Origin of the sequence: Xanthobacter nonsaccharivorans (assembly GCF_043194755.2) — a bacterium.
Classification (GTDB): Bacteria; Pseudomonadota; Alphaproteobacteria; order Rhizobiales; family Xanthobacteraceae; genus Xanthobacter; species Xanthobacter autotrophicus_G.
Map to the genome: position 1 here is coordinate 1,317,192 of NZ_CM195526.1, position 26,392 is coordinate 1,343,583.

Sequence of the window (26,392 nt, forward strand, 5' to 3'; positions counted from 1 at the left end):
CGGCGCGGGGCGACGTGGCGCGGCCGGGGGCAGGCGCGTCGACGGGGGATCGGGCGGGGGACGCGGTCGTCGCGTCCTTGGTCTTGTCAGTCACGAATCGCATGGCTCCGCTGGCGGAGCGAAGGTAAGCTCCGCCCGACGTATCACAAGCCGCCCGTCACGGGCCGCCGCAGCCCCGACGAGACCAGCCTTCATGTCCGACTCCCCTGTGACCGAAGCCGTGCCGGTGCGGCCGACGCTCGCCGCCAGCGCGGCGGTGTTCCGCGGCCCGCTGGTGCTGCTCGCCCGGCGCGCCGCCAATCCCGGGGCCGGGCTCTGGAGCCTGCCGGGCGGGCGCGTGGAGCCGGGGGAGACGCTGGCCGAGGCCGCCGCCCGGGAGGTGATGGAGGAGGTGGGCGTCGCCGCCGAGATCCTCGGCCTCGCCGCCGCCCGCGACATCATCGTGCGCGACCGGGAGGGGGCGCTGAAGGCCCATTTCGTGGTGGTCGCCCATGCCGCGCGCTGGCGCGCCGGCGAGCCGCAGGTGGGCGAGGAGGCGGCCGAGGTGGGCTGGTTCCGCCCCAACGAGGTGGCGGCCCTGCCCACCACCGAGGGGCTCGCGGAGGTGGTGGCGCAGGCCGCCCGCCTCGTGCTCGATCTTGACCCGCCGCCCGCGCCGCCGCAGGAGTGAGGGGGGAGCCCCCGCATCATGCGCATCGCCATCGCCTGTTTCGCCGCCGTCCTCGTTCTTTCCGGCCCCGCCCGTGCGGCGGCGCCGTCGGAAGGGGCGCCGCCGCCCTATGACGGTGACCTGATGCGGCTCGCCGAGATCCTCGGCGCGCTCCATTACCTGCGACCCTTGTGCGGCGCCGCCGGGGAGGCGCAGAAATGGCGCAACGAGATGCAGGGCTTCATCGATACCGAGCAGCCCTCCGACACCCGGCGGGCCAAGATCATCGCCTCCTTCAACCGCGGCTACTCCAGCTATGCGGAGGTCTACCGCACCTGCACGCCAGCCGCGCGCTTCGCGGTGGACCGGCAGCTGGAGGAAGGCTCGCGCCTGGCCCACGACATCGTGGTGCGGTACGGCGGTAACTGATTCCTGCTGTTAACCTTTTGGTTAGAACCGGCCTGAACGCCCCGGCGAAGCATGCTAGACATTCCCTTGCGCCGGTGTTCCGCGGCGCGGAGGCCCAAGACGTGTCCACTTTGCCGACCCCCGCCATTGAGCTTCCTGAAATCTCGGACATGGCCGCGGACGACCGCCACGCCGCGCTCACCTATCTGAACGATGCGTGGGTGGAGGCCGTGCGCGAGGGGCTGGACGAGGATTGCCTGATCCAGGCGGCGCTGTTCACCGCGCTGCGCAGCCTTGTCGCCACCTATGGCGAGGCCGCGAGCGCCGAATTCATCGGCCGCGTGGCCGAGCGGGTCGCGGCCGGGGAATATACGGTGGCCGGCCTCAAGCACTGAGGCGTGGAGGGCCGGGACAAACCCGGCCATGACGGTTCGAGATGGGTGGCCGCGCGCCCAGGCGGCGGCGGGCGGGCAGCTTCAAACAGGCGCCAATTCAAACAGGCGCCGAGCGCTTCACGTCTTCTCGACGAACGTCTCCAGCACCCGTTTCTCGCCCGCCTTGTCGAACAGCACGGTGAGCTTGTTGCCATCGATGCCGGTGATTTCGCCATAGCCGAACTTGATGTGGAACACCCGCTCCCCCGGCTTGAAGGCGGACGGCGCGCCGGTGGAGCTGGCGATCAGCGTGCCCTCGATGACCGTCGGCCCGCCGCGCCGGCCCCCGCCCGCGTCATAGCTTTTGCCACCGCGTTCGGAGAAGCCGCCCGAGGACCCGCCCGAAAAGCCGCCTCCCGGCCGGGCGCGGCTCGCCTGCGCCCGCTGCCAGCCGGGGGTGGAATAGGATGAGGCGGCGAACGGCTCGGCCCGGTCGAACCGGCTCTGTCCATAGCTGTTGCCGCCGTAGCTGGAGCCGCCCCAGCCCGCGCCGCCCCGGCTCTCCTCCACCCGCACATGGGCGTCGGGCAATTCGTCGAGGAAGCGGGAAGGCACGGTGGAATTCCACATGCCGTGGATGCGCCGGTTGGAGGCGAACCAGATGCGCGCCGAGGCCCGGGCGCGGGTGATGCCCACATAGGCGAGGCGGCGTTCCTCCTCCAGCCCCGCCTTGCCCTGCTCGTCCAGCGCCCGCTGGTGGGGGAACAGGCCCTCCTCCCAGCCGGGCAGGAAGACGGTGTCAAATTCCAGGCCCTTGGCGGAATGCAGCGTCATCACCTGCACCGCGTCCTCGCCGGCGCCGTTGTCGGCATCCATGACGAGGGAGATGTGCTCCAGGAAGCCGGGGAGGTTCTCGAACGGCTCCATGGAGCGCACCAGCTCCTTGAGGTTCTCCAGCCGCCCCGCGGCCTCGGCAGAACGGTCCTTCTGCCACATCTCCGTATAGCCGCTCTCGTCCAGAACGATCTCGGCGAGCTCGGTGTGGGGCAGGGCGCGCGCCTGCTCGCGCCAGCGATCGAACGCCTCGATGAGGCCGCGCAGGGTGCCGCGCACCTTGGGCTTCAGCTCCTCGCTCTGGGTGAGGACGCGGGCCGCCTCCTGCAGGGGCAGGCCGGCGGCGCGGGCGACATCGTGGATCTGCTTGACGGTGGCATCGCCGATGCCGCGTTTCGGCACGTTGACGATGCGCTCGAAGGCGAGGTCGTCGGCCGGCGAGTTCACGCAGCGCAGGTAGGCCAGCGCATCGCGGATTTCCGCCCGCTCGTAGAAGCGCGGGCCGCCGATGACGCGGTAGGGCATGCCCAGGGTGACGAAGCGGTCCTCGAACTCGCGCATCTGGAAGGAGGCGCGCACCAGGATGGCGATTTCCGAAAGCTTGTGCCCGGCCCGCTGGAGCTGCTCGATCTCCTCGCCGACGGCGCGCGCCTCCTCCCCCGAATCCCAGGCGCCGGTGACGCTCACCTGCTCGCCGTCCTCGCCTTCCGAGAACAGCGTCTTGCCGAGGCGCCCCTCGTTATGGGCGATGAGGTGGGAGGCGGAGGAGAGGATATGGCCGGTGGAGCGGTAGTTGCGCTCCAGCCGGATCACCTTCGCGCCGGGAAAATCGCTCTCGAAGCGCAGGATGTTGTCCACCTCGGCGCCGCGCCAGCCATAGATGGACTGGTCGTCGTCGCCCACGCAGCAGACGTTCTTCGAGCCCTGGGCGAGCAGGCGCAGCCAGAGGTATTGCGCGACGTTGGTGTCCTGATACTCGTCCACCAGCAGGTATTTGAAGCGCTTGTGGTATTCCGCCAGCACGTCGGGATTTTCGCGGAACAGGCGGATGCCCTCCAGCAGCAAATCGCCGAAATCCACCGCGTTCAGCGCCTTCAGCCGGGCCTGGTAGGCGGCATAGAGCATGCCGCCCTTGCCATTGGCGAAGACGGCGCCTTCGCCCGCCGGCACGTCCTTGGGGGAGAGGCCGCGGTTCTTCCAGCCGTCGATGGTGGAGGCCAGAAGCCGGGCCGGCCAGCGCTTCTCGTCGATGTTCTCGGCGGCGAGGAGCTGCTTCAGCAGGCGGATCTGGTCGTCCGTGTCGAGGATGGTGAAGCCGCTCTTCAGCCCCACCAGCTCATGGTGGCGCCTCAGGATGCGCACGCCGATGGAATGGAAGGTGCCGAGCCAGGGCATGCCCTCGATCTGGTCGCCGACCATGGCGTGGATGCGCTCCTTCATCTCCCGCGCGGCCTTGTTGGTGAAGGTCACCACCAGGATCTGGGAGGGGAAGGCGCGCCCGGAGGCGAGGATGTGGGCGACGCGGGCGGTGAGCACCCGCGTCTTGCCGGTGCCGGCGCCGGCGAGCACGAGGAGCGGGCCTTCCAGCGTCTCCACCGCCTCGCGCTGCTCGGGATTGAGGCCGGCGAGGTAGGAGGCCTCGGGCGCGCCGGATGCGAGCGCGGCGCTCGCCCGCGCGGCGATGCCGCCGGGGCGCGGCGCCGGGCTATCGGGCGCCGGCCCGGCGGGGTGCCGGCGCGATTGGGGCAACTGGGTCAAGGGCGCTCTCTCGCAACCTGATTCTCTCTCGAGAACAAAATGGCACTCAATAGCGGCGATTGCGAGGGGCGCCCAGCCGCCGGCCGCGCCGGCCCAAGTGGAGGCCCAAGTGGCGGCCGATGTGGTTTCCGGCCCGTGTCATTTCAGGAAATCGAGCGGGCCCTCCTGTTTCCATGTGCGCGCCCGCAGGCGTGGCGCGAGCCACCACGAGAGCAGCGCCGACACGATGGCCGTGCCGCCGATCACCCATGGCAGCAGGCGCATGGCCTCGGGCGAAAGGGGGGAGAGAAGCAGGGCTATGGTCCCTGCGAAGAACGCCATGGCCTGAATCATCAGGAACAGCATGGCTGCGATCTGGAGCCGGATGGACATGCCGCGCCTCCTTTGGCGTGACGCTGTCCCAAGACAACACGGCTGCGTGCCCATGGTTCCCGACAGGTGGCGGGCCGCCGGCCTCGATCAGCCGGCGCACACCTTGGGCAGGTGCACCACGTAGAACTTGCGCACGGGCGTGACGCTCTTCCACGTTCCGGTGAAGCCGGAGGGGATGAGGAAGGACTGGCCCGCCTCGTAGGTCTCCACGTGCCCGGAGGCATCGGTGAGCTCCACGATGCCGGCGATGAGCACGCAGAATTCGTCCTCGTCGTACTTCACCTCGATCTCGGAGGGCTCGGAGGCCCAGAAGCCGGCCGAGAAGGCACCGGTGCGGTCCTGGTACCACTCGTGGACGGTGGTTGCCGCCTTCTCCAGGGCGGGGGCGGGATCGAAGCGGATGGAGCGGATGGTCATGGCGGCCTCCTCTGGGGGCGAGCATCCTTCGCCGGCACGGCGGCGGCAAGGGGGATGGCGTGGGCTGTCAGGTCCTGTCGTCCCGCACGCCGGCCACCAGCACGGCGCCCAGGGCGAAGAAGGCGACGAGCACCGCCACCCCCGCCTTCTGGCTGTCGGTGGCCGCGGTCATGATGGCGACCGAGGTGGGGGCGGCAAAGGAGGTGATCTTGCCGCAGAGGGCGAACAGGCCGAAGCATTCGGCCATGTTCTCCGCCGGCGCGAGGCGCACCAGCAGCGTGCGCGAGGCGGCCTGGAGCGGCCCCGCCACGAGGCCGATGAGCAGGCCCAGCCCCACATAGGCCTTTTCCGGCACAGTGCCGTAGAGCCCCGTGCCCGGCGCCGTGGGCACGAGACCGAACAGGACGGCGTCCCGCTCCAGCGACAGCAGGCCGACGCAGGCGAACAGCAGCACCAGGAGCGCGCCGAGGATGACCCGGCGCGCGCCCATCCAGTCGTCCAGCCAGCCGCCGGCCAGCGCCCCCAGCGTGCCGGTGATGGTGAGCAGGATGCCGAAGATGCCGATCTCGACGGAGCCCCAGCCGAAGGTGCCCGCCGCGTAGATGCCGCCGAAGGCGAACAGCGCCACCAGCCCGTCCGCATAGATCATGTTGGCGAGGAGGAATCGCGCCAGAACCGGCCGCGCCCTCAGCCGGGGCAGCAGGGCGCGGATGCCGTCGAGCCCGGCCCTGAAGGCGGCTTTCAGGGGCAGGCCGGCGGGCGGATCGGGCACGAAAAGGAACATGGGCAGCACCAGCACCGCGAACCAGACCGCGGTGAAGGGGCCGCTGAAGCGGTCGCCCTCCCGCGCGGCGGCGTCGAGGCCGAAGGCGGGCGGGCGGCCGAGCAGCGTCAGGCCGGTGTCCGGCGAGGTGGCGAAGAAGGCGAGCATCAGCGCCAGGGAGACGAGCCCGCCGAAATAGCCGGCCGCCCATCCCGCGCCGGAAAGCCGCCCCAGCCGTTCCGGCGGCGCGAGCTGGGGCATGATGGCATTGTTGAACACGGTGGCGAACTCGACGCCGATGGTGCCCACGGCGAAGGCGGTGAGGACGAGGGGGATGCGCGCCGGATCCCCCGGCGCGGCGAGCCATAGCAGCGCTGCCCCCGCCATCATCATCAGGCCGAAGGCGAGGATGAAGGGCTTGCGCCGCCCCGCCGCATCCGCCACCGCGCCCAGCACCGGCGAGCACAGGGCGATGACCAGCCCCGCCGCGCCCGTGGCGAAGCCCCACAGGGCCTGCCCCTCCGCCGGAGTCGGCGCCACGGTCGAGGCGAAATAGGGGGCGAAGATGAAGGTGGTGATGAGGGTGAAATAGGGCTGGCAGGCCGGATCGAACAGGATCCAGCCAAGGACGGCGCGGCGCGGGACCGGGGAGGCAGGCAAGGGCATGTCCGGGAATCGAGGAGGCGGCGGCACGAGCCCCACGGGCGCACAGGATCGCAGGTCGCGCAAGGGCGGCATGCCGTCCGCCCACGCCGCGAGGCGGGACTCGCAGGACGGGGAGGCGTAGCGCCTTCGGTCCTCGGCGGGGGATTGCTCCAGCACCGTCGCCCTTCCGGTCGGGAACTGCCGCAAGGGTGGGGCGGTTGCCGGCCCTGCGCCGGATCACCGGGAGGATGCTCATGTGGCGCGCGCCGCAAGGTCGAGCCCCCGAAGTGAGCGGGCACGTCTTCATCGCCACGAGCATCGACGGCTACATGGCCCGGCCCGATGGCGCCATCGACTGGCCCGCCCGGTATGCGGCCGAGGGGGATACCGGCTCCGAGGCCTTCATGGCCTCGGTCGACGGCATCGTGATGGGGCGTGGCAGGTTCGAGAAGGTGCTCACCTCCGGCGCATGGCCGTTCCGCAAGCCGGTCGTCGTCCTGAGCCGGACGCGGTCTCCGGAGGACCTCGGCGCCGACCTGCTCGGCCAGGCGGCGGCTCCGCTAAAGGTGCCGGCTGCCGCCCGTGCCCAGGGCGCCGCGCAGGAACTGGGAGAGGGAGCCTTCCATGAGGAGGGCGATGCCGATGCGTGCGCCCATGGCCATGCCCGCCACGGCGAGCGGCCACGACAGGGCCAGCAGCGAGCCGGCGGTGAGCCCCTGGCCGATGGTGCAGCCGCCGCACAGGATGCCGCCGGCGCCCATCAGCACGGCGCCCAGCAGGTGGCGCTTCATCTCGCGCGGGTCGTCGAAGGCTTCCCAGCGGAATTCGTCGGCGAGGCGGGCCGCTGCGAACGCCCCCAGCGCTACGCCGAGCACGCTGCCGGCGCCGAACTCGGCAAGGCTCGACTGGTCGAACAGGATGCCGAACAGGGTGCGCGCCACCGGCGAGACGAAGGTGAGGCTCTGCGGCGCCGTGGGGTGGGCGAATTCGTCCACCAGCAGCGTGGTGGCGAGCCAGCCGGCCACCACGCCGAGGCCCAGCAGGATGCCCGCCGTCATCAGCCGTGGCGCCCGGCGCAGCCGCCGGTCGGCGAAGGCGAGGGCGATGAGGCCCACGCCGGCCGCGGCCCCCAGCGGGGCGCGCAGGTCATGCCCCGCAAGGCGCCCGAGGAGGGACGGCAGGTCCGCCTGCGTGCCCGCGGGCAGGGGCACGGCGATGCGCTCCAGCCCGTCCACCCGCATTCCGGCGAAGATGCCGCGCAGGGTGGCATAGGCCACAGCGCCGAACACGATGAGCACCACGAGGGAGCGCAGGTCCCCGGAGCCGAGCCGCACCAGCGAGCCGAAGGCGCAGGTGCCCACCAGCGCCATGCCGAGCCCGAACAATAGCCCGCCCACGAGGATGCCGAGCCACGGCAGCGCCACCGGCACGTAATTGGTGCGATCGGGGGAGAGGATGCCGGTGAGCGTCAGCGCCTGGGTGCCGGCGACCGCGATGCCGAGGGCGAGGCCGAACACCTTCATCCGCCGCCAGTCCTGGCCCACCATGGCGTCCTCGAGGGCGCCGAAGGTGCACAGGCGGGCGCGGAACACCGCGAAGCCGGCAATGCCTCCCACCAGGAGGCCCGCGAGCGCGGTCCACCACGGGCTGGAAATGTCCATGCGCCTCCTCCCTGAGACGGCCGGAGCGGGACTTATGTGGTGTCCCGTCGCCGGCCCGGCGCCTGTGAAACTCTGCCTCGCTTGCGTCGCCGACCTTAAGCCAGCCTTAAGGGCCAGCCCGGAGATGCCGCCGGTGGACGCAGCGTGAGCTTATTTTTCTTGCCCGCGCTCGGTTCCGCAATAGATGTCGTAGATCACCGAGATGACGCGGCGCACATGATCGTCGGCGAGGCTGTAGTAGATGGTCTTGCCGTCGCGCCGCGTGGTGACGAGATCGTCCAGGCGCAGGCGCGCCAACTGCTGGGAAACGGTGGGCTGGCGCAGGGAGAGGATGTTCTCCAGCTCCGTCACCGAGCGCTCGCGCTCGGCCAGCAGGCACAGGAGCAGCAGGCGGTTCTCGTGGGAGAGCGCCTTCAGGAAGTCGCTCGCCTTGCGCGCGTTGCGCATGAGCTGGTCGAGCTCCGGCGAAATCTCCGGGCCGTCGCGCAGTTCGTTCTCGATCCGCGTGGAGACGATGGGCGGCATGGTCTTCGGTACCTTTTCAATCACGCATCGCGCTGGCAGACGGACCCGTCCCCCGATGGCAGACTCCGGCCTCACGGCCGGTCGGGCGCGAGCTTGTCCGTCAACGCGCCGAGCAGACCCCAGAAGGCTTCATCGGAAGCATAACCCGTAATGCGCCCGATTTCGCGCCCGTGATCCACGAGCACGAAGGTGGGCGAGAAGCGCACCGGCGCCGCGAGCGCGATGTCGCCCGGCATGCCGTCGGAGACATCCACCCGGCGCAGCGGGGCACGGCGGCCCTCGTCCGTCCGGCCGTAGATGGGCGCCACCGTCTCCTCGAACCGCTGGCAATAGACGCAGCCCTTGCGCTCGAACATCACCAGCTCGCTCGCCGCGGCAGGGCGAGGCGTGCACACGCCCGCCACGGCAGGAAAACCCGCGAGCAAGAGGGAAAGGACGAAACGGCGCATCAAATCACGGCCCGGACATGCATTTTTCAGTTCATATTATCGCATTCGTATATATCTTCAGCAAGAGCTTAGATCTGCGCCGGCCAACGGCGCGGCCGGGGCGTGCGGGGTGGCTTTGCGGGCCTCGCGGTGAAGGGGCCGGGAGCGGCCCGCGCCTCAAGGATTGGGTGGACCCGAGGACGCAACATGTCACTGGATGTCAGCCTGCCCGGCGCGTTCGTCGCCGGCCTTCTGTCGTTCGCCTCGCCCTGCGTGCTGCCGCTGGTGCCGGCCTATCTCGGCTTTCTCGCCGGGGCGGCGGGCACACCGGACGCGGCGGGGGAGGGGAGGCGCCGGCGCGTGGTGGGCGCGGCCGCCCTGTTCGTGCTGGGGTTCGCCTCCGTCTTCATCCTCCTGGGCGCCACCGCCTCCACCCTCGGGCAGGCGCTGACGCGCCATGTGGAGACGCTGACCCTGGTCTCCGGCGCGCTGCTCATCGTCTTCGGCCTGCACATGACCGGCCTCGTGCGCATTCCGCTGCTCTACCGGCAGGCGAAGATCGACCCCGGTGCGCGCCCGGCCGGTCTTCTCGGGCCCTATGTCGTCGGGCTCGCCTTCGGCTTCGGCTGGTCGCCCTGCGTGGGGCCGGTGCTGGCGGCCATCCTCATGGTGGCGGGGGCCGAGGCCTCGGTGGGCAAGGGCATGCTGCTGCTCGGCGTCTATGCCGCCGGCATCGGCATTCCCTTCCTCGTCGCGGCGGCCTTCACCGGCCCCTTCCTCGCCTGGGCGGCGGGGGCGCGGCGGCGGCTCGGCCTGGTGGAGAAGGTGGCGGGCGGGCTGCTCATCCTCACCGGCCTCGCCTTCGTCACCGGCTTCATGCCGCAGCTCGCCCAATGGCTGCTGGAGGCGGTGCCCATGCTGGGCGCCATCGGCTGATCGACATTCAGGGAGGACGACCATGACCGAGACTTCATCCGTGAGCCGCCGGCGGCTCTTCTCCGGCGCGGCCGGGCTCGCCGCGGCGGCGCTCGCGCCCGCCACGGCCACCGCGGCTGTGCGCCTCGGCGACGACGGGCTCTATACCGAGGACTGGTATGTGGAGAGCTTCCTCGATCTGTCCGAGGACCTTTCCAACGCCACCGCGAAGGGGCGCCACTTCGCCCTGCAGTGGAGCCAGCGGGGCTGCGTCTATTGCAAGACGCTGCACACGGTCTATTTCGCCGATCCCGCCATAGAGGGGCCCGTCAAGGCGGCCTTCGACATCGTCCATCTCGACCTGTTCGGCGCGCGGGAGGTGACCGCCTTCGATGGCGCAAGGCTCACCGAGAAGGCGCTGGGCAGCCGCGAGCGCATCCGCGCGACGCCCACCTTCCAGTTCTTCGCGCTGGACGGCGGCAGGGCGAGGGAGGTGGCGCGCATGCCGGGCCTGCTGCCGCCACCGGACTTCTCAGCCATGTTCCGCTATGTGGCCGCCGGCGCCTATGCCCGCGAGAGCTTCGAGGCGTGGCTCGCCCGCGAGGGGAAGAAGAGCTGAGGCCTTCGGAAAAAAGAGGCCCCGGCGAGCCGGGGCCGAGAGGGATCGGCAAGCGGCGCGCCCGGAGGCGCCGCCCTTCATTTCACCGGCTTGTTCACCGGTGATTCGGGATCGAACAGATAGGCCACCACGTCCTTGATCTGCTGCGCGTTCAGCACGCCGTTGTGCCCGAACCGCGGCATGGACGAGCAGGCGAAGACGGCCTGCGGGTTGTACACCTTGGCGTAGGCGGCCCGGGCGTCCTCGGCCGCGAACTTGCGGTCCGCGCCGTAGTTGGCGAGGCTCGGGCCCAGGGTGCCGTAGCTCACCTCCCGCGGGTCCATCTGGTGGCAGGCGTAGCAATTGCCGCCGGAGACCGTGCCGGGCGGATCGGAGAACTGGCCGCCGCGCCCGTTCTGGGCGACCTTCTCGCCCTCCTTCCAATTGCCGATGACGCTGCCCTCCGGCAGCCTTACCGTCTTCGCCTCGCGGGCCATGATGGCCTCCGCCTCCCTGGCTGACGGCTGGTTCCGCGTGACCGAGCAGATCTGCATGGTCTCGTCCGGCACCAGCCGGGCGGCCCAGCCTTCCGGGAGCGTGGTGAAGCTTTCCTTCACCACCCTGTCCACCACGGCCGGCGGCGCCGCCGGGATCTGCTGGGCGAGGGCGGGCGAAAGCGCCGCGGCGCAGGCGAGAAGGGCTGCGGCGAAAGAAATCCTCTGCATGTGTCTTCTCCCCGTCAGCGCTTGATGGAGGGCACGTTGAGCTCGCCGCCCGCCGCCTGCGCGTTCAGGAAGACGGTGAGGGCGGTGACAGCCTCGGAGGCATAGTTCGGCGCCGGCATGCGCATCTGCCGGTAGCAGTCCCACAGGCGGTGCTGCATGGTGCGAAGCGCGCTCTGGGAGACGCGGTAGGTGGGCCAGGACGCCATGGTCAGCTGCGCATCCTTGCCGGGCTTGTCGAGCTGCGGCAGGCCCTGCAGGCGAATGCGCTTGCCGGGATCGCCGTGGCAGGTGGAGCAGGAGAAGTCGTTGATGGCCGAGCGCCGGTAGAACAGCGCCTCGCCAATGGCATAGGCCTCCTTCTCCTTCGCATGGGCGACCGGCGTCGCGATCTTCATGCCGTTGGACTTGTTGGCGATGAAGGCGACGAGGTCCTCCATGTCGGAGCCGCGGCCGGGGCCGGAGAAGGGCTTGGCCATGATGGGCTTCACGTCGAGGCCCTGGATCTTGTCCATGCACCACAAGAGGCGCTGCTCCAGGTCCATCACCTTGTCGGCATCGGCGAAATAGCGCGGCAGCTGGGCATAGGCGCCCTCCAGCTTGCCGGGTCCCTGGCCGAGGTCGCAGGTCTCCAGCGAGACGTTCTTCGTGCCCCGCGGCTCGGCCCACAGCGCCTCACCCCGATCCACCGCGAGGTAGCCGGGATTGGCCATGGGGTCGTTGATCATGGCGCGGTAGCGCTCGATCTCCTTCTCGCTCGCGTCCTCCTGCGCGGTGGCCCGGACGACGGGCGCGAGGATGAGCGCGAGGGCGCACAGGCATGTGAGAATTGGGACGTTGGGTCGCATGGTTCCTCCCGTCGGTGGCGGCCGCTGCCCCGGGCTTTCTGGCGAAGCCCTTCAAAAGGCACGGCGTCCGATCCCCGCTTCCCGATCCGATAGGCAGAAGCGATCATCAGATAGAGCTACTTTACATTCAAAAAAATCGATATCACAATATGTGAAATTGATCGGCGATGACGTTGCGCACACCGTTCAGTTCATCAAGCAAAAATAACGGCTTATGGCCCGGCGCCGAAGCGCGGGGGCCGCTGAGGAGGAAACGGATGACGCTCCAGTTCGACGCCACACTCGTCCCCAACCGGCGCCGCGCGCTCCAGATGGCAGGTCTCGCGACCCTCGCCGCGGTGCTCGCCCCGCGCATGGCGCTGGCGACCGAGGCACAGGTGGCGGAGGAGATGAAGAAGCTCTTCGGCGGCAAGTCGATGGGCGAGGGCAAGATCAAGCTCGACTTGCCCGAGATCGCCGAGAACGGCCTTGTGGTGCCCATCAACATCGACGTGGACAGCCCCATGACCGATGCGGACTTCGTGAAGTCCGTCCACGTCTTCGCCGATGGCAATCCGCTGCCGCAGGTGGTCACCTATACCTTCGCGCCGGAGAGCGGCAGGGCCTCCGCCTCCACCCGCATGCGCCTCGCCCAGACGCAGAACGTGATCGCGGTGGCCGAGATGTCCAACGGGGCGCTCTACTCCGCGAAGGCGCAGGTCAAGGTCACCATCGGTGGCTGCGGCGGCTGACGCGTTCAAGTATACTGCCGAAGGGCAAGAATAATCGGGCGCGGATACTGCGCCGCAACAAGAACCGGAGGAAGTCCCATGGCCATCAAGTCCACGCCCCGCGTGCGCGTGCCCGCCCAGGCGAAGGTCGGCGAGCTCATCGAGATCAAGACCCTGATTTCCCACGAGATGGAAAGCGGCCAGCGCAAGGATGCGGCGGGCAAGACCGTGCCGCGCGACATCATCAACACCTTCGAGGCGTCGTTCAACGGCAAGCCGTTCTTCACCGCCGAATGGTTCCCCTCCATCTCCGCCAATCCGTTCCAGTCCTTCTTCTTCAAGGCGAAGGAAAGCGGCGAGTTCACCTTCCGCTGGAAGGACGACCAGGGCGCGGAGCAGAAGACGACGGCCAAGCTCACCGTCGCCTGATCCGCGGCCCGCGCCCGGCGTGGGCGCACCGCTTCACCACAAGTCCATCGTCACTGGGGAGCTTCCACCCGGCGGATTCCAAACGGATCCGCTGGGAGCGCCCCGCTTCGCCCCAAAGGACGCGTGACGCACATGATCTCAAGGCGCGATTTTCTTTCCGCGGGCACGGCGCTGGCCGGCCTTCTCGCCGCTTCCGGAACGGGGCTGGCGCAGGCGGTGGCCGGGCAGAAGCTGACCACGGCCGATCTCCTGACGTTCGACAAGGCCGGCACCTTCACCATCCTGCATCTCACCGACATCCACGCCCAGCTCGTGCCGATCTACTTCCGCGAGCCTTCGATCAACCTCGGCGTGGGCGAGGCGCGGGGCGTGCCGCCCCACCTCACCGACATGGCCTTCCTCGATTACTTCCGCATCAAGCCCGGCACGCGCGACGCCTATGCGCTGACCAGCGAGGACTTCACCGCGCTCGCCCGCACCTATGGGCGGATGGGCGGGGTCGATCGCATCGCCACGCTGGTCAAGGCCATCCGCGCCGAGCGCGGGGACGACAAGGTGCTGCTGCTCGACGGCGGCGATGGCCTGCAGGGCTCCTGGTCGTCGCTGAAGACCAACGCCGAGGACATGGTGAAGGTGTTCTCCGCTTTGAAGCTGGACGCCATGGTGGGCCATTGGGAATTCACCTACGGCGCCGACCGGGTGACCGAGATCAAGGACAAGGCGCCCTTTTCCTTCCTCGCCCAGAACGTGCGCTCGCGGGAATGGGGCGAGCCCGTCTTCGATGCGGTGAAGACCTATGAGAAGGGCGGGGCGAAGGTGGCCGTGATCGGCCAGGCCTTCCCGCGCACGCCCATCTCCAACCCGCGCTGGATGATCCCGGACTGGGAGTTCGGCATCCGCGAGGAGGAGATGCAGAAGCAGGTGGACGCCGCCCGCTCCGATGGCGCCGATGCGGTGGTGGTGCTCTCCCACAATGGCTTCGACGTGGACCGCAAGATGGCCTCCCGCGTGAAGGGCATCGACGTGATCCTCACCGCCCACACCCATGACGCCATGCCGGCGGTGACGCAGGTGGGCGGCACGGTGCTGGTGGCCACCGGCTCCCACGGCAAGTTCGTCTCCCGGCTCGATCTCGACGTGAAGGACAGGAAGGTCGCGGGCTACAGGTTCCAGCTCATCCCCGTCTTCTCGGACGTGATCGCGCCCGATCCGGAGATGGCGAAGCTGGTGGCCGACATCCGCGCCCCGTTCGAGAAGGGCCTCGCCCGCGAGATCGGCCGGGCGGAGAGCCTTCTCTACCGCCGGGGCAATTTCAACGGCACCTTCGACGACATGATCTGCGACGCGCTGCTGAAGGAGCGCGACGCCGAGATCGCCCTCTCCCCGGGCTTCCGGTGGGGCGGCACGCTGCTGCCGGGCGATCCCATCACCTTCGAGGCCATCGCCAACGCCACCGCCATCACCTATCCCGCCTGCTACCGCAACACCATGACCGGCCAGCAGCTGAAGGACATACTGGAGGACGTGGCCGACAACATCTTCCACCCGGACCCCTACTTCCAGGGCGGCGGCGACATGGTGCGCGTCGGCGGGGTGGGCTACGCCATCGACGTGGCGAAGGGCGCGGGCCAGCGCATCTCCGATCTCACCTTCCTGAAGACCGGCAAGCCGCTGGAGGCGGACAAGAGCTACACGGTCGCCGGCTGGGCCTCCATCGCGCAGAATGTGGAAGGCCCGCCCGTGTGGGAGGTGGTGGAGCGCTACGTCGCCAATGCGAAGACGGTGAAGATCGCCCCCAACAGCTCGGTGAAGGTGACCGGGGCGTGAGCCGGCCGGGGCCAACGGCGCCCCGTTCCGCGCCTTCATCCGCCTTAAATATTCAAATTTACGAATAAGAGAATATCAGGGAGGACGCCATGTCCGACAACACGCTGCCCGACAACAAGCAGCCCCCGGCGGACCGCGCCCGAAGCGCGGAGCCGTCCCTCTCCCGGCGGCGCTTCCTCGCGGCGGCCGGGCTGGGCGCGGGCGCCGCGGTGGTGGGGGCGGGCCCCGCGCGCGCCGGCTCCGTCCCCGGCGCGCCGGATCCCAATATCGTTCCGGTTCCCGGATGGACCAAGACCCTGGGCGCGCCGGTCAACGCCAACCCCTACGGCAAGCCTTCCAAGTTCGAGAAGGACGTGGTGCGCCGGGAGGTGACGTGGCTCACGGCCAGCTCCGAGAGCTCGGTGAGCTTCACCCCGCTCTATGCCCTCGACGGCACCATCACGCCCAGCGGCCTGTGCTTCGTGCGCCACCACGGCGGCGAGGCGGAGATCGATCCGGACAAGTACCGGCTGATGATCCACGGCATGGTGGACAAGCCCCTCGTCTTCACGCTGGAGGACATCAGGCGCATGCCGGGGCGGGTGAACCGCGCCTACTTCCTCGAATGCGCGGCCAATTCCGGCATGGAGTGGCGGGGCGCGCAGCTCAACGGCTGCCAGTTCACCCACGGCATGATCCACAATGTGCAATACACCGGCGTGCCGCTGCGCACTCTCCTGGACATGGCGGGGGTGAAGCCCAAGGGCAAATGGGTGCTGGCGGAAGGCGCCGATGCGGCGGTGATGACCCGCTCCATCCCCATCGAGAAGGCGCTGGACGACTGCCTCGTCGCCTTCGGCATGAACGGGGAGGCGCTGCGGCCCGAGCAGGGCTATCCGGTGCGCCTCGTGGTGCCGGGCTGGGAAGGCAACATGTGGGTCAAGTGGCTGCGCCGCCTCAAGGTGGGCGATCAGCCCTGGCAGCAGCGGGAGGAGACCTCTAAATACACGGATCTGCTCGCCGACGGCCGCTCCCGCCGCTTCACCTTCATCATGGATGCAAAGTCGGTGGTGACCAATCCGAGCCCGCAGGCACCCCTGAAGCAGAAGGGCGCCAACGTGCTCACCGGCGTCGCCTGGTCGGGGCGTGGCGCCATCAAAAGAGTGGATGTCACCCTCGACGGCGGCCGCAACTGGACCACGGCGCGCATCGAGGGCCCCAACACGTCCCGCGCCATGACGCGCTTCTACCTCGACTTCGACTGGGCCGGGCAGGAGCTGATGGTGCAGTCCCGCGCCATGGACGACACCGGCTATGTGCAGCCCACCAAGCAGGAGCTCAGGGCCATCCGCGGCACCAACTCCATCTATCACAACAACGGCATCCAGACCTGGCTGGTCCGCGGCAACGGGGAGACGGAAAATGTGGAAGTCGGCTGAGGCGCTCATCGTCGCCGTCGCCCTCGCCGGCACGCTCGCCGTCGCCGCGCTGCCCGCCGTCGCCGATCCCGCGCCGGTGAAGGGCGAGGCGACGAAGAAGGGGGCGCAGGCACAGGCAGACAAGGCCGGCGACAAGATCGGCGATAAGGGCAAGGCCCGGCAGGCGGTCAACGTTCCGGCCGGAGCCGCTCCGTCGGCGGAAGCGGCGCCGGCGAAGACCATCGCCCTCGGCCGGCCGGCCCTGCCGGAGGAGATCGCCGCCTGGAACATCGACGTGCGCGCGGACGGCGAGGGCCTGCCGGACGGCAAGGGATCGGTGAAGGAGGGCGAGGAGCTGTTCCTGCAGAGCTGCGCCATGTGCCACGGCGAGTTCGGCGAGGGTGCGGGCCGCTGGCCGGTGCTGGCAGGGGGGCGGGGCACGTTGAAGTCGGACCGGCCGGAGAAGACCATCGGCTCCTTCTGGCCCTACGCGTCCACGGTGTTCGATTATGTGCACCGCGCCATGCCGTTCGGCAACAACCAGTCGCTGACGGCGGACCAGACCTATGCCATCGTGGCGTATCTGCTGAACCTCAACGACCTCGTGCCGGAGGACTACGTGCTCTCGAAGCAGAACTTCCCGAAGGTGGAGCTGCCCAACGAGGCGAACTTCTTCGACGACGACCGGGAGACCTCGGAAAAGGCGTTCTGGAAGAAGGACCCGTGCATGACGAACTGCTCCGGGGAGGTGCATGTGACCGCCCGTGCCCAGATCCTCAACGTGACGCCGGACGGCGACGCGCCCAAGGGCAATCTGGAGTGAGGCACCGGCCCGCCCAAGGCGCACCCGCCGCGCCGGGGGAGGCTCCCGGCAAGACAGGCCGTGGGTGGGCATGAGGCGCCGCGCGTCGGGCCTCGCCGCCCTCGTCCTCGGCGTCGGGGCATGCCTGCCGGGCGGGGTCTCGGCGGCGCCGGACAGGGAGTACGGCGCGTTCCTCGCGGGGCCTTGCGTCACCTGCCACCAGGTTTCGGGCACGGCGGCGCAGGGGGTGCCCGCCATCATCGGATGGCCGGCGGAGGCGTTCATCGCCGCCATGGAGGCCTTCCGCAGCGGGGTGCGTCCGAGCGCCGTCATGCGCCTTCAGGCGGATGGGCTCTCGGACGAGGAGATCGCGGCGCTCGCGGCCTATTTCGGGGAATTGAAGCCCGCGCGCTGACGGTTCGAGGCATAAGGACGGGGCTTCGCGCCGTCCGGCGAAACTGGAACGAGGCGCCGGCAAAGGCGTCCGCTGCTGGGAGGACAACATGCCGAATTTCGATCGCCGGGCGTTCCTCGGCACCATGGCGCTCGCGGGGGCTGTGCCCGTCGCCGCGCCGCTGGCCGCCCATGCGGCCGCGCAGAGCCTTCAGCTGAAGGACATCAGCAAGGAGGCCGACAACGCCTGCCTCTACCATGTGGACTATGGCGACCACGCGCGTTTCGCCCAGACCCTGAACAACATCTCCAACCACTATGCCGCTTACGGCGCGGACCCCTTCGCCCTCCAGCTGGCGCTGGTGGCCCATGCGGGGGGCATCAAGTTCTTCCTCGACACTCTCGCCGGCACCATGTGGGAGAAGGAGACGCTGGATCCCACCTTCAACGAGAAGGTGGACGCCCTCGCCAAGAACGGGCTCAAGATCTATCTGTGCGCCTTCACCTTCGAGCGGAACAAGGTGCCCAAGGAGAAGGCCCGGGCGGAGCCCTACATCGCCTTCGTGCCCTCCGGCGTGGCGACGGTGGGAGCGTTGCAGAACAAGGGTTTCGCTTATCTGAAGGTGGGCTGACGGTGGCCGCGCGCAACCCCCTCTCCCGCCGGCGCTTCCTCGCGGGGGCGGCGGGCCTTTCGGCCGCCGCGCTCGCAGCCCCACCCGTCGTCGGGCAGGCGCGGCCGCGGCTCGTCGTGGTGGGTGGCGGGCCCGGCGGGGCCACCGCTGCGCGCTATGCGGCGAAGGACGGCGCCATCGACGTCACCCTCGTGGAGCCGAGCCGCCACTATGTCACCTGCTTCCACTCCAACCTGTTCCTCGGCGGCTTCCGCAGCTTCGACAGCCTGGTGCACGGCTATGGCGGGCTGGAGAAAGCGGGCGTGCGCCTCGTCCACGAGGCGGCCGCGGCCATCGACCGGGACCGGCGCGAGGTGGTGCTGGCAGGTGGGGCGCGCCTGCCGTTCGATCGCCTCATCCTCTCCCCGGGCATTGACCTGAAATACGATTCCGTGCCCGGCTGGGGCCGGGAGTGGGAGGAGGCGATGCCCCACGCCTGGAAGGCGGGGCGGCAGACGCAGATCCTCAAGGCGAAGCTGGACCAGGTGCCGGACGGCGGCCTCATCGTGATGATCGCCCCGCCGAACCCCTACCGCTGCCCGCCCGGCCCCTACGAGCGCGTCTCCATGATGGCCCATGTGCTGAAGGCGACGGGACGCGGCCGGGCCAAGATCATCATCGTCGATCCCAAGGAGAAGTTCTCCAAGCAGGGCCTGTTCCAGGAGGGGTGGGAGAGCCATTACCCCGGGATGATCGAATGGATCGCCCCCGACATCTCCGAGGGGCTGAAGTCCGTCGATCCGAAGACCGGCACGGTGGTGACGGGCTTCGAGACCTACGCCAACGCCGCCCTCGTCAATGTCATTCCCGCCCAGATGGCCGGCGCCATCGCGCGGGACGCAGGTCTTGCCGACGCGAGCGGCTATTGCCCCATCGATCCCGCCAGCATGGCGTCCCGCGCCGATGCGGGCATCTTCGTGGTGGGGGATGCCGCCATTCCCGGCGACATGCCGAAATCCGCCTTCGCCGCCAACAGCCAGGCCAAGGTGGCCGCCATGACGGTGCGCGCGGAGCTGATCGGCGCGCGCGCCTTTCCCGCCCGCTACGCCAACACTTGCTGGAGCCTCATCGACATCGACGATGCGGTGAAGGTGGGCGGCCGCTACGCCCCGGCGGACGGGCGGATCAAGGAGGTGGAGGGCTTCATCTCCCAGACCGGCGAGCCGCCGGAGCTGCGCCGCGGCACCCAGGCGGAGAACATCGGCTGGTACGACGGCATCACCGCCGACATCTTCGGGTAAAGGGGACCGCACGTGTCCCGGACAAGCGACGGCGCGGCCGGAGCGCCGATCCGGGGCCCAGGGGAAAGTGCAGCGCAGCGGACGATATCCGTCGCGCTCTCCGATCAAGCCGCCCTCGGCGCCGCCTTTCGGCGGCCGTCTCACCCGCCGCGGGCCGCGGCGAGCCTCTCCGCCATGAAGCGCTCGAAGCGCGGGTCGTCCACATAGGCGACATTGATGCGCATGGCCGGGGTGTGCGGCTCCGCGCCGGGGCTGAACACAGCGCCTGGCGCGATGAGGATGCCGCGTTCCGCCGCCTGCCGCGACAGGGCGCTGTCGTCCATGCCTTCCGGCAGGGCGCACCACAGGTAGAAGCCGCCGCCGGGCGGCCCGAAGATGGGCAGCCGAAGCCGCCCCAGCGTCGCCTGGGCGGAGGCGGTGGCGGCGTCCACGCGCCCGCGCAGGCGCTTCAGGTGGCGCCGATACTGGCCCGAGGTGATGAGGTCGTGGACGATGCGCTCCACGTATCCGGACGAGTTCACGCTCGTCACCATCTTCAGCGCGCCGAGCCGCTCGACGAGGGCGGGGGAGGCCACCACATAGCCGCAGCGCAGGCTGGCGGAGAGCGTCTTCGCCAGCGTGCCCACGTAGATGACGCGCTCCAGCTGGTCGAGGGCGGCGAGGCGCGGCCGGGCAGGGGGCAGGATGTCGGCGAAGGGATCGCTCTCCACGATGGTGAGGTCGTGCCGCTCCGCCACCTGCAGCACCCGGTAGGCCACGGCGGGGGTGAGGGAGCAGCCGGTGGGGTTGTGCGCCAGCGACTGGGTGAAGAACAGCTTCGCCCCCGTCGCCGCGGCCTTCTCCGCGAGGTCCGCCGCGTCCGGCCCCTCGGCGGTGCGGCGCACGCCGAAGGTGCGCGCCTTGGCGAGGCGGAGCTTGCCGAACAGCGGATAATAGCCCGGCGAATCCACCAGCACCGCATCCCCCGGCTCCACCAGCGTGCGCACGATGAGGTCGAGGGCGTGGTTGGCGCCCTGGGTCATCAGCACCCGCGCCGGATCGGCGGCGATGGCGCGCTCGGAAACGAGGGTGGCGATGGCCTCGCGCAGCAAGGGGAAGCCGAAGGGGCTGCCGTAGCTCGCCGGGAAGGGGCGGGTGCCGGGCCGGTTGATGGGCTTCAGATAGCGCCCCACCTCCGAGCCTTCCATCCACGACGGCGGCGGACGCCCGTCGCCCACGCGCACGTCGTAATGCTGCTCCAGCTGCTCCCGCAGCAGCCACACGCTGTCCACGGCCTCCACCACCGTGGGCGCCGGCGGCGCGGCGGCGGGGACGCGGGTGGCGCGCACGTAGAAGCCGGAGCCGGGTCGCGCCTCGATGCGGCCGGTGGCGGCGAGGCGCTCGTAGGCCTCCACCAGCGTGTTGCGCGACACGCCGAAAGCCGCGAAGGCGGAGCGGATGGAGGGCAGCTTTTCCCCCGGCCGCACCAGCCCGCGGTCGATGCGCTCCGTGAGCGCGCGCACGATGGCCGCGACCCGCGAGGGGGCCTCATCGCCTGGCGTTTCATCCTGAATTGTACCCATAAAGTTGAGGGTACGGTGCCTCTCTTGAAGACGCAAAGTGTTCCTTGCCGTACCCCTTCCGCCAGCGGAAAGTCGCGTCGAACGGGCCGCATCGAGATGGCCTGACGATGAAGGGATGAAACGCCGACGCGCGCCGGCACACCGGCGCGCAGCACCCGTGCGTGCGCATTCTCCTTCCCGTCTGCCCGGCCCAGCCGGCCCGCGCGCAACTGGACAGGAAGGCCCAAACGATGACGTCCGCCGTCGGCTCGAACCGCTCCTCCCGCATCGCCGGCTTCCACAAGAAGAGCCCGCGCGAGCGGCTCGATCTCGTGGCCGCCTTCGCCGGCCTCGATGCGGGGCAGGTGGCCCATCTCGCGAACATGGGCAATCTCGATCCGGTGCTCGCCGACAAGCTGATCGAAAACGTGATCGGCACCATGAACATCCCGGTGGGCATCGCCACCAACATGAAGATCGACGGGGAGGACGTGCTCATCCCCATGGCGACGGAGGAATCCTCCGTGGTGGCGGCCGTCTGCAACGCGGCGAAGCAGAATTACGACGCCGGCTTCTCCACCTCCGTCTCCGGCAATCTGATGATCGCCCAGGTGCAGGCGGTGGACGTGCGCGACCCTTCCGCCGCCCGCCTGCGCATCCTGGAGCGGCGCGAGGAGATCAAGGCCGCGTGCGATGCCTGCGATCCGGTGCTCCTGTCCCTCGGCGGCGGCTTCCGCGACCTTGAGGTGCGCCTCCTCGACACGCCCACGGGCACCATGGTCGTCACCCACCTCATCGTCGACACCCGCGACGCCATGGGCGCCAACGCCGTGAACACCATGGCGGAGAAGCTCGCCCCGTCCATCGCCGCCTGGTCCGGCGGGCGCGTGTACCTGCGCATCCTCTCGAACCTCGCCGACCGGCGCCTCGCCCGTGCCCATGCGGTGTGGAAGACGGCCGACATCGGCGGTCCCGAGGTGCGCGACGGCATCGTCAGCGCCTACCAGTTCGCGGCTGCCGACCCCTATCGCGCCGCGACCCATAACAAGGGCATCATGAACGGCATCTCCGCCGTGGTGCTCGCCACCGGCAACGACACCCGTGCGGTGGAGGCCGGCGCCCATGCCTATGCCGCCCGCTCCGGCCGCTACACCTCGCTCACCACCTATGAGGTGAACAAGGACGGCGACCTGTCCGCCGCCATCGAGCTGCCGCTGGCGGTGGGGCTCATCGGCGGGGCGACGAAGGTGCACCCCACCGCGCGGGCGTGCCTTGCCATCCTCGGCGTCACCACGGCCGAGCGGCTTGCGCGCATCATCGCGGCGGTGGGGCTCGCCCAGAACTTTTCGGCGCTGAAGGCGCTCGCCACCACCGGCATCCAGAAGGGCCACATGGCGCTCCACGCCCAGAACATCGCCATGATGGCGGGCGCGGTGGGCGAGGAGATCGACCGCGTGGCCCGCATTCTCGTGGAGCGCGCCAGCGTGCGCATGGACGTCGCCTCCAGGGTGCTCGAAGAGGTGCGCGGCAGCTGACGCCGCGCCAGTCAGGCAACACAAAGCAAGAAACACATAGGGAGAAGATCATGCTCAGGACCACCACGCGCGCGCTTGCCGCGGGCGTCGCCCTTCTCGCCCTGGCGCTGGCGCCGGCGCGCGCGGAGATCCCCGGCAACAAGATCCGCCTCGGCGTGCTCACCGACCTTTCCGGCTTCGCCTCCGATTCCACCGGCATCGGCTCGGTGACGGCGGCGAAGCTCGCGGCGGAGGACTTCAAGAAGGAGAAGCCCGGCATCGAGGTGGAGGTGATCTCGCTCGATCACCAGAACAAGCCGGACATCGGCTCCGCCACCGCGCGCAAGTGGATCGCCGACGGCACGGTGGACGCCATCCTCGACGTGCCCTTCTCCTCCGTGGCGCTGGCGGTGCAGGAGGCGGTGCGCGGCTCCAAGGTGGCCTTCATCGCCTCCGGTCCCGGCACGGCGCTGCTTACCGGCGAGAAGTGCTCGCCCAACACGGTGCACTGGACCTACGACACCTGGGCGCTCGCCCACGGCACGGCGCTCGCCTTGCTGAAGGCCAACAAGAAGAGCTGGTTCTTCATCACCGCCGACTATGCCTTCGGCCATGCTCTGGAGGCCGACGCCATGGCGGTGGTGAAGACGCAGGGCGGCCAGGTGGTGGGCGAGGTGCGCCACCCCACCAATGCCTCGGACTTCTCCTCCTTCATCCTTCAGGCGCAGGCGAGCGGCGCCCAGGTGGTGGCCCTCGCCAATGCGGTGGGCGACACCATCAATTCCGTGAAGGCGGCCTCCGAGTTCGGCCTCACCCAGAAGCAGAGCCTCGCCGCGCTGCTGATGCAGCTCACGGACGTGCACTCCCTCGGCCTGCCGGTGGCGAAGGGCCTGTTCCTCACCGAAGGCTTCTACTGGAACATGAATGACGGCACCCGCGCCTTCGCCGACCGCTTCGCGGCGCAGACCAGCGGGCGCCGCCCCACCGCCAACCAGGCGGGCGTCTATGCCGGCACGCTGCACTATCTGCGTGCCGCCGCCGCCGTCAACAGCACGGACGGCGTCAAGGTGGTGGAGAAGATGAAGGAGATGCCCTCGAACGATCCCCTGTTCGGCAAGGGCGAGGTGCGCGCGGACGGGCGGCACATCCACAACATGTACCTGTTCCAGGTGAAGACGCCGGAGCAGTCCAAGGGCCCGTGGGACTATTACAACGTGATCGAGACGATCCCCGCCGCGGAGGCGTTCCGGCCCATGGCCGAGGGCCGCTGCCCCATGGTGACGAAGAACTGAGAACGACGGGCGATGCGCATGACGCATCGCCCGATGGTTCAAGTCCGGGTGTCGTCGGGAGGACATCCTCTCGGCAACAGTCGTCCCCGGTTGAGAAAAGCGACGTCATCCCCGGTTCATCCGGGGGATCCATTCTACGACCGGGCCGGTGCCTGATCGTCGGGTGTGGAGCCGGCGAGGGGTCATGCCCCAGATGAACCGTGGCATGACGAGGCGTTCGGGGCGACGCCTGATGACGTTTCCCGAAGGGCTCCGGACCCCTCCAATGCTCTGTCAGCGCCCCGCCTTCGCGCCCCCGGACAACAGGCGCAGGGCATTGGCGGTGACGAGCACCGTCGCGCCCGTGTCGGCGAGGATGGCGGGCCACAGGCCCGTGATCCCCGCCACCGTGGTGACGAGGAACACCGCCTTCAGCCCCAGGGCGATGGTGATGTTCTGGCGGATGTTGCCCATGGTGCGCCGGGAGAGGGCGATCATGCCGGCGATGTCCTTCACCCGCCCGTGCAGCACCGCGGCATCCGCCGTCTCCAGCGCCACGTCGGTGCCGCCGCCCATGGCGATGCCGATGTCCGCGGCGGCCAGCGCCGGGGCGTCGTTGATGCCGTCGCCCACCTTCGCCACCACCGCGCCCTCGCGCTGGAGCTCGCCGACGATGCGCTGCTTGTCCTCCGGCAGCAGGCCGGCGCGCACCTCGATGCCGAGGGCCTGGCCGATGGCCTCGGCCGTGCGCGGATTGTCGCCGGTGAGCATCAAGGTGCAGATCTTCTCCCGCCCCAGGTCCGCAAGGCCCTCGGCCGCATCCTGGCGCGGCTCGTCGCGCATGGCGATGGCCCCGGCGACGGCGCCGTCCGCCACCAGCAGCGAGACGGTCTTGCCCTCTCCGTTGAGGGCATCGACACGAGCCGCCGCCTCCGCCCCCAGCTGGGCCAAGGCCGCTGCCGCCTGCGGCGCGCCGAGGAACACCTCGCGTCCCGCAACCCGGGCCGAGACGCCCTTGCCGCCGATGGCCTTGGCCGCTTCCGCCGGTGGAATGGCGATGCCTTCTTCCGCCGCCTTGTCGAGGATGGCGCGGGCCAGCGGATGGCTCGATCCCGCCTCCAGCGCGGCGGCGAGGGCGAGCACCTCGGTCGCGGGCAGGGCGAGGCCGATCACGTCCGTCACCTTCGGCTTGCCCGCGGTGAGGGTGCCGGTCTTGTCGAAGCAGACGATGGTGATCTTGCCCGCCGTTTCCAGAACGGCGCCACCCTTCATCAGCAGCCCGCGCCGCGCGCCCACCGAGAGGCCGGCGGCGATGGCAGCCGGGGTGGAGATGACGAGGGCGCAGGGGCAGCCGATGAGCAGGATGGCGAGGCCCTTGTAGATCCATGCATCCCATGCCCCGCCGAGGAACAGCGGCGGCACCACGGCGACCAGCGCCGCCACCGCCACCACGCCCGGCGTGTAGATGCGGGCGAAGCGGTCGATGAGCCGCTCGGTGGGGGCGCGCGCCTCCTGCGCCTCCTCCACGAGGCGCACCACGCGGGCGATGGTGTTGTCCTCCGCTGCCGCGGTGACGGTGACGCGCAATACCCCTTCGCCATTCACCGTGCCGGCGAAGACGACGGCGTCGACGCCCTTGGTGACGGGCACGCTCTCGCCCGTCACCGGGCTCTCGTCGATCTGGCTCTCGCCGGCGAGGATGACACCGTCCGCCGGGATGCGGTCGCCGGGGCGCACGAGGATGGTCTCGCCCACCTTCAGCTCCTCCGCCGGCACCTCCAGCGTCCGGCCGTCGCGCTCCACCCGCGCCGTCTTGGGCACGAGGGTGGTGAGGGCGCGGATGGAGGCCCGGGCGCGCCCGGCAGCGACCCCTTCCAGCAGCTCTCCCACCAGGAACAGGAAGACCACCGCCGCCGCCTCTTCCGTCGCGCCGATGATCACGGCGCCGAGCGCCGCCACCGTCATCAGCATCTCGATGGTGAAGGGCACGCCGTTCGCCGCCGCCGCGATGGCGCGGCGGGCGATGGGCACGAGGCCCACCAGCATGGCGGCGAGGAACAGCGCCGTCTGCGCGCCGGGCACCAGCAGCCCCGCGCCGAAGGCCGCGGCGAGGGCGATGCCGCTGGCGAGGGTCAGCCGTGCCTTGGGCGCCATCCACCAGCGCGCCGGGGCGGCGTCGACGAGCGATGCGTGGCCGGCGGGACCGTCGCCGCCGTGCTCATGCCCGGCCTCGGGGTGTGCCTCGGGCTCGCGATGTTCATGGGCGTCGGGGCCATGCGCATGGTCATGGCCGCAGCAGGCGTGGTCGTGCCCCGCATGATCATGATCCGCATGGTCGTGCAGGGCGGCATCCTGCTGCTTCGGCCCGTGTCTGCGCTGCTCTCCGCCCGCGGGCGGGACAGGGGCGAGGGTGTAGCCCATGGGCGAGAGGCGGCCGGCCAGCGGTGCGAGGTCCGTATCCGCCGTGTGGCGGATCAGCAGCGTGCCGGCGGCGACGGAAACGCTCACCTCCTCCACCCCCGCGAGGCGGCGCGTCGCCCCCTCGATCTTGGTGGCACAGGCGGCGCAATCCATCCCCGACACGCGGAAGCGGGTTTGCACCAGGGGAGCGGTCATGATGTGGCCTTTCTTTGGGTCAGGCTCACACTCTAAATGCTCTAGTGACTAGAGGAGCAAGTC

At 69.8% G+C, this 26,392-nt stretch carries 26 protein-coding genes; 15 read left to right on the top strand and 11 right to left on the bottom strand.

Features of this window, described 5'->3' with window-relative positions:
• The first annotated feature begins 193 nt into the window (after positions 1-193).
• The 3 genes from V5F59_RS06070 to V5F59_RS06080 all read left to right on the top strand — a co-directional run bounded on the left by V5F59_RS06070 (position 194) and on the right by V5F59_RS06080 (position 1,452).
• The gene (locus V5F59_RS06070) at positions 194-670 is read left to right on the top strand and encodes an NUDIX hydrolase (RefSeq protein WP_393982235.1); all 477 of its coding nucleotides are present in this window, start codon (positions 194-196) and stop codon (positions 668-670) included.
• Between the two features lie 18 nt (positions 671-688).
• Complete coding sequence (locus V5F59_RS06075) at positions 689-1,078, top strand: TIGR02301 family protein (protein WP_393982234.1); 390 nt, start codon at positions 689-691, stop codon at positions 1,076-1,078.
• 101 nt (positions 1,079-1,179) lie between these two features.
• Complete coding sequence (locus tag V5F59_RS06080; protein ID WP_393982233.1) at positions 1,180-1,452, top strand: hypothetical protein; 273 nt, start codon at positions 1,180-1,182, stop codon at positions 1,450-1,452.
• A 117-nt stretch (positions 1,453-1,569) separates the two neighbouring features.
• On the opposite strand, the gene V5F59_RS06085 is transcribed toward V5F59_RS06080, so the two are convergent.
• From V5F59_RS06085 to V5F59_RS06115, 7 genes are all read right to left on the bottom strand, one after another.
• Positions 1,570-4,014, bottom strand: coding sequence for an ATP-dependent helicase (locus tag V5F59_RS06085; protein WP_393982303.1), 2,445 nt, complete (start codon positions 4,012-4,014; stop codon positions 1,570-1,572).
• Positions 4,015-4,161: 147 nt separating this feature from the next.
• Entirely contained in the window at positions 4,162-4,395 is a 234-nt protein-coding gene (locus V5F59_RS06090; protein ID WP_393982232.1) for a hypothetical protein, read from the bottom strand.
• 87 nt (positions 4,396-4,482) lie between these two features.
• Positions 4,483-4,812: a cupin domain-containing protein gene (locus V5F59_RS06095; RefSeq protein ID WP_393982231.1), complete on the bottom strand. Its 330-nt coding sequence runs from the start codon at positions 4,810-4,812 to the stop codon at positions 4,483-4,485.
• A 67-nt stretch (positions 4,813-4,879) separates the two neighbouring features.
• Complete coding sequence (locus V5F59_RS06100) at positions 4,880-6,241, bottom strand: MFS transporter (RefSeq protein ID WP_393982230.1); 1,362 nt, start codon at positions 6,239-6,241, stop codon at positions 4,880-4,882.
• Between the two features lie 539 nt (positions 6,242-6,780).
• Entirely contained in the window at positions 6,781-7,881 is a 1,101-nt protein-coding gene (locus V5F59_RS06105; RefSeq protein ID WP_393982229.1) for a YeeE/YedE family protein, read from the bottom strand.
• Between the two features lie 150 nt (positions 7,882-8,031).
• On the bottom strand, positions 8,032-8,406 hold the full coding sequence (locus V5F59_RS06110; RefSeq protein ID WP_393982228.1) for an ArsR/SmtB family transcription factor: 375 nt from the start codon (positions 8,404-8,406) through the stop codon (positions 8,032-8,034).
• A gap of 71 nt (positions 8,407-8,477) precedes the next feature.
• On the bottom strand, positions 8,478-8,855 hold the full coding sequence (locus V5F59_RS06115) for a thioredoxin fold domain-containing protein (RefSeq protein WP_509211192.1): 378 nt from the start codon (positions 8,853-8,855) through the stop codon (positions 8,478-8,480).
• A 186-nt stretch (positions 8,856-9,041) separates the two neighbouring features.
• On the opposite strand from V5F59_RS06115, the gene V5F59_RS06120 reads away from it, so the two are divergent.
• Together V5F59_RS06120 and V5F59_RS06125 are read left to right on the top strand one after the other, a co-directional pair.
• Positions 9,042-9,770: a cytochrome c biogenesis CcdA family protein gene (locus V5F59_RS06120; RefSeq protein WP_393982226.1), complete on the top strand. Its 729-nt coding sequence runs from the start codon at positions 9,042-9,044 to the stop codon at positions 9,768-9,770.
• A gap of 22 nt (positions 9,771-9,792) precedes the next feature.
• Positions 9,793-10,368 (top strand): SoxW family protein, encoded by a 576-nt coding sequence (locus tag V5F59_RS06125; RefSeq protein ID WP_393982225.1) that lies wholly within the window; start codon positions 9,793-9,795, stop codon positions 10,366-10,368.
• A 77-nt stretch (positions 10,369-10,445) separates the two neighbouring features.
• Here the strand turns inward: V5F59_RS06125 and soxX are convergent, their stop codons facing one another.
• Together soxX and soxA are read right to left on the bottom strand one after the other, a co-directional pair.
• Positions 10,446-11,072, bottom strand: a complete 627-nt coding sequence (gene soxX, locus V5F59_RS06130) for a sulfur oxidation c-type cytochrome SoxX (RefSeq protein WP_393982224.1) — start codon at positions 11,070-11,072, stop codon at positions 10,446-10,448.
• A 14-nt stretch (positions 11,073-11,086) separates the two neighbouring features.
• Complete coding sequence (gene soxA, locus V5F59_RS06135) at positions 11,087-11,917, bottom strand: sulfur oxidation c-type cytochrome SoxA (RefSeq protein ID WP_393982223.1); 831 nt, start codon at positions 11,915-11,917, stop codon at positions 11,087-11,089.
• 257 nt (positions 11,918-12,174) lie between these two features.
• Between soxA and soxY the strand changes: the two genes are divergently transcribed.
• The 8 genes from soxY (at position 12,175) to V5F59_RS06175 (ending at position 19,387) form a co-directional block, all read left to right on the top strand.
• Positions 12,175-12,648: a thiosulfate oxidation carrier protein SoxY gene (gene soxY, locus V5F59_RS06140; protein WP_393982222.1), complete on the top strand. Its 474-nt coding sequence runs from the start codon at positions 12,175-12,177 to the stop codon at positions 12,646-12,648.
• 78 nt (positions 12,649-12,726) lie between these two features.
• A complete protein-coding gene (gene soxZ, locus V5F59_RS06145) occupies positions 12,727-13,056 on the top strand; it encodes a thiosulfate oxidation carrier complex protein SoxZ (RefSeq protein WP_393982221.1) in 330 nt (109 codons plus the stop codon).
• A 132-nt stretch (positions 13,057-13,188) separates the two neighbouring features.
• Complete coding sequence (gene soxB, locus V5F59_RS06150; protein ID WP_393982220.1) at positions 13,189-14,883, top strand: thiosulfohydrolase SoxB; 1,695 nt, start codon at positions 13,189-13,191, stop codon at positions 14,881-14,883.
• Between the two features lie 89 nt (positions 14,884-14,972).
• Complete coding sequence (soxC, locus tag V5F59_RS06155) at positions 14,973-16,301, top strand: sulfite dehydrogenase (RefSeq protein ID WP_393982219.1); 1,329 nt, start codon at positions 14,973-14,975, stop codon at positions 16,299-16,301.
• Positions 16,285-17,103 (top strand): c-type cytochrome, encoded by an 819-nt coding sequence (locus V5F59_RS06160; protein ID WP_393982218.1) that lies wholly within the window; start codon positions 16,285-16,287, stop codon positions 17,101-17,103. Before soxC ends, V5F59_RS06160 begins: the two co-directional genes overlap by 17 nt.
• 70 nt (positions 17,104-17,173) lie before the next feature.
• On the top strand, positions 17,174-17,497 hold the full coding sequence (locus V5F59_RS06165; RefSeq protein ID WP_393982217.1) for a c-type cytochrome: 324 nt from the start codon (positions 17,174-17,176) through the stop codon (positions 17,495-17,497).
• Positions 17,498-17,585: 88 nt separating this feature from the next.
• Positions 17,586-18,107 carry a DsrE family protein gene (locus V5F59_RS06170; protein ID WP_393982216.1) on the top strand — a complete coding sequence of 174 codons (522 nt, stop codon included), beginning with the start codon at positions 17,586-17,588 and terminating at the stop codon, positions 18,105-18,107.
• A 2-nt stretch (positions 18,108-18,109) separates the two neighbouring features.
• Positions 18,110-19,387, top strand: a complete 1,278-nt coding sequence (locus tag V5F59_RS06175) for an FCSD flavin-binding domain-containing protein (protein ID WP_393982215.1) — start codon at positions 18,110-18,112, stop codon at positions 19,385-19,387.
• Between the two features lie 140 nt (positions 19,388-19,527).
• On the opposite strand, the gene V5F59_RS06180 is transcribed toward V5F59_RS06175, so the two are convergent.
• Positions 19,528-20,889, bottom strand: a complete 1,362-nt coding sequence (locus V5F59_RS06180; RefSeq protein ID WP_393982214.1) for an aminotransferase-like domain-containing protein — start codon at positions 20,887-20,889, stop codon at positions 19,528-19,530.
• A 290-nt stretch (positions 20,890-21,179) separates the two neighbouring features.
• On the opposite strand from V5F59_RS06180, the gene V5F59_RS06185 reads away from it, so the two are divergent.
• Positions 21,180-22,463: a hydroxymethylglutaryl-CoA reductase, degradative gene (locus tag V5F59_RS06185; protein WP_509211193.1), complete on the top strand. Its 1,284-nt coding sequence runs from the start codon at positions 21,180-21,182 to the stop codon at positions 22,461-22,463.
• 50 nt (positions 22,464-22,513) lie between these two features.
• Entirely contained in the window at positions 22,514-23,734 is a 1,221-nt protein-coding gene (locus V5F59_RS06190; RefSeq protein WP_393982213.1) for an ABC transporter substrate-binding protein, read from the top strand.
• A 273-nt stretch (positions 23,735-24,007) separates the two neighbouring features.
• On the opposite strand, the gene V5F59_RS06195 is transcribed toward V5F59_RS06190, so the two are convergent.
• Positions 24,008-26,329 (bottom strand): heavy metal translocating P-type ATPase, encoded by a 2,322-nt coding sequence (locus V5F59_RS06195; protein WP_393982212.1) that lies wholly within the window; start codon positions 26,327-26,329, stop codon positions 24,008-24,010.
• Positions 26,330-26,392: the final 63 nt, after the last annotated feature.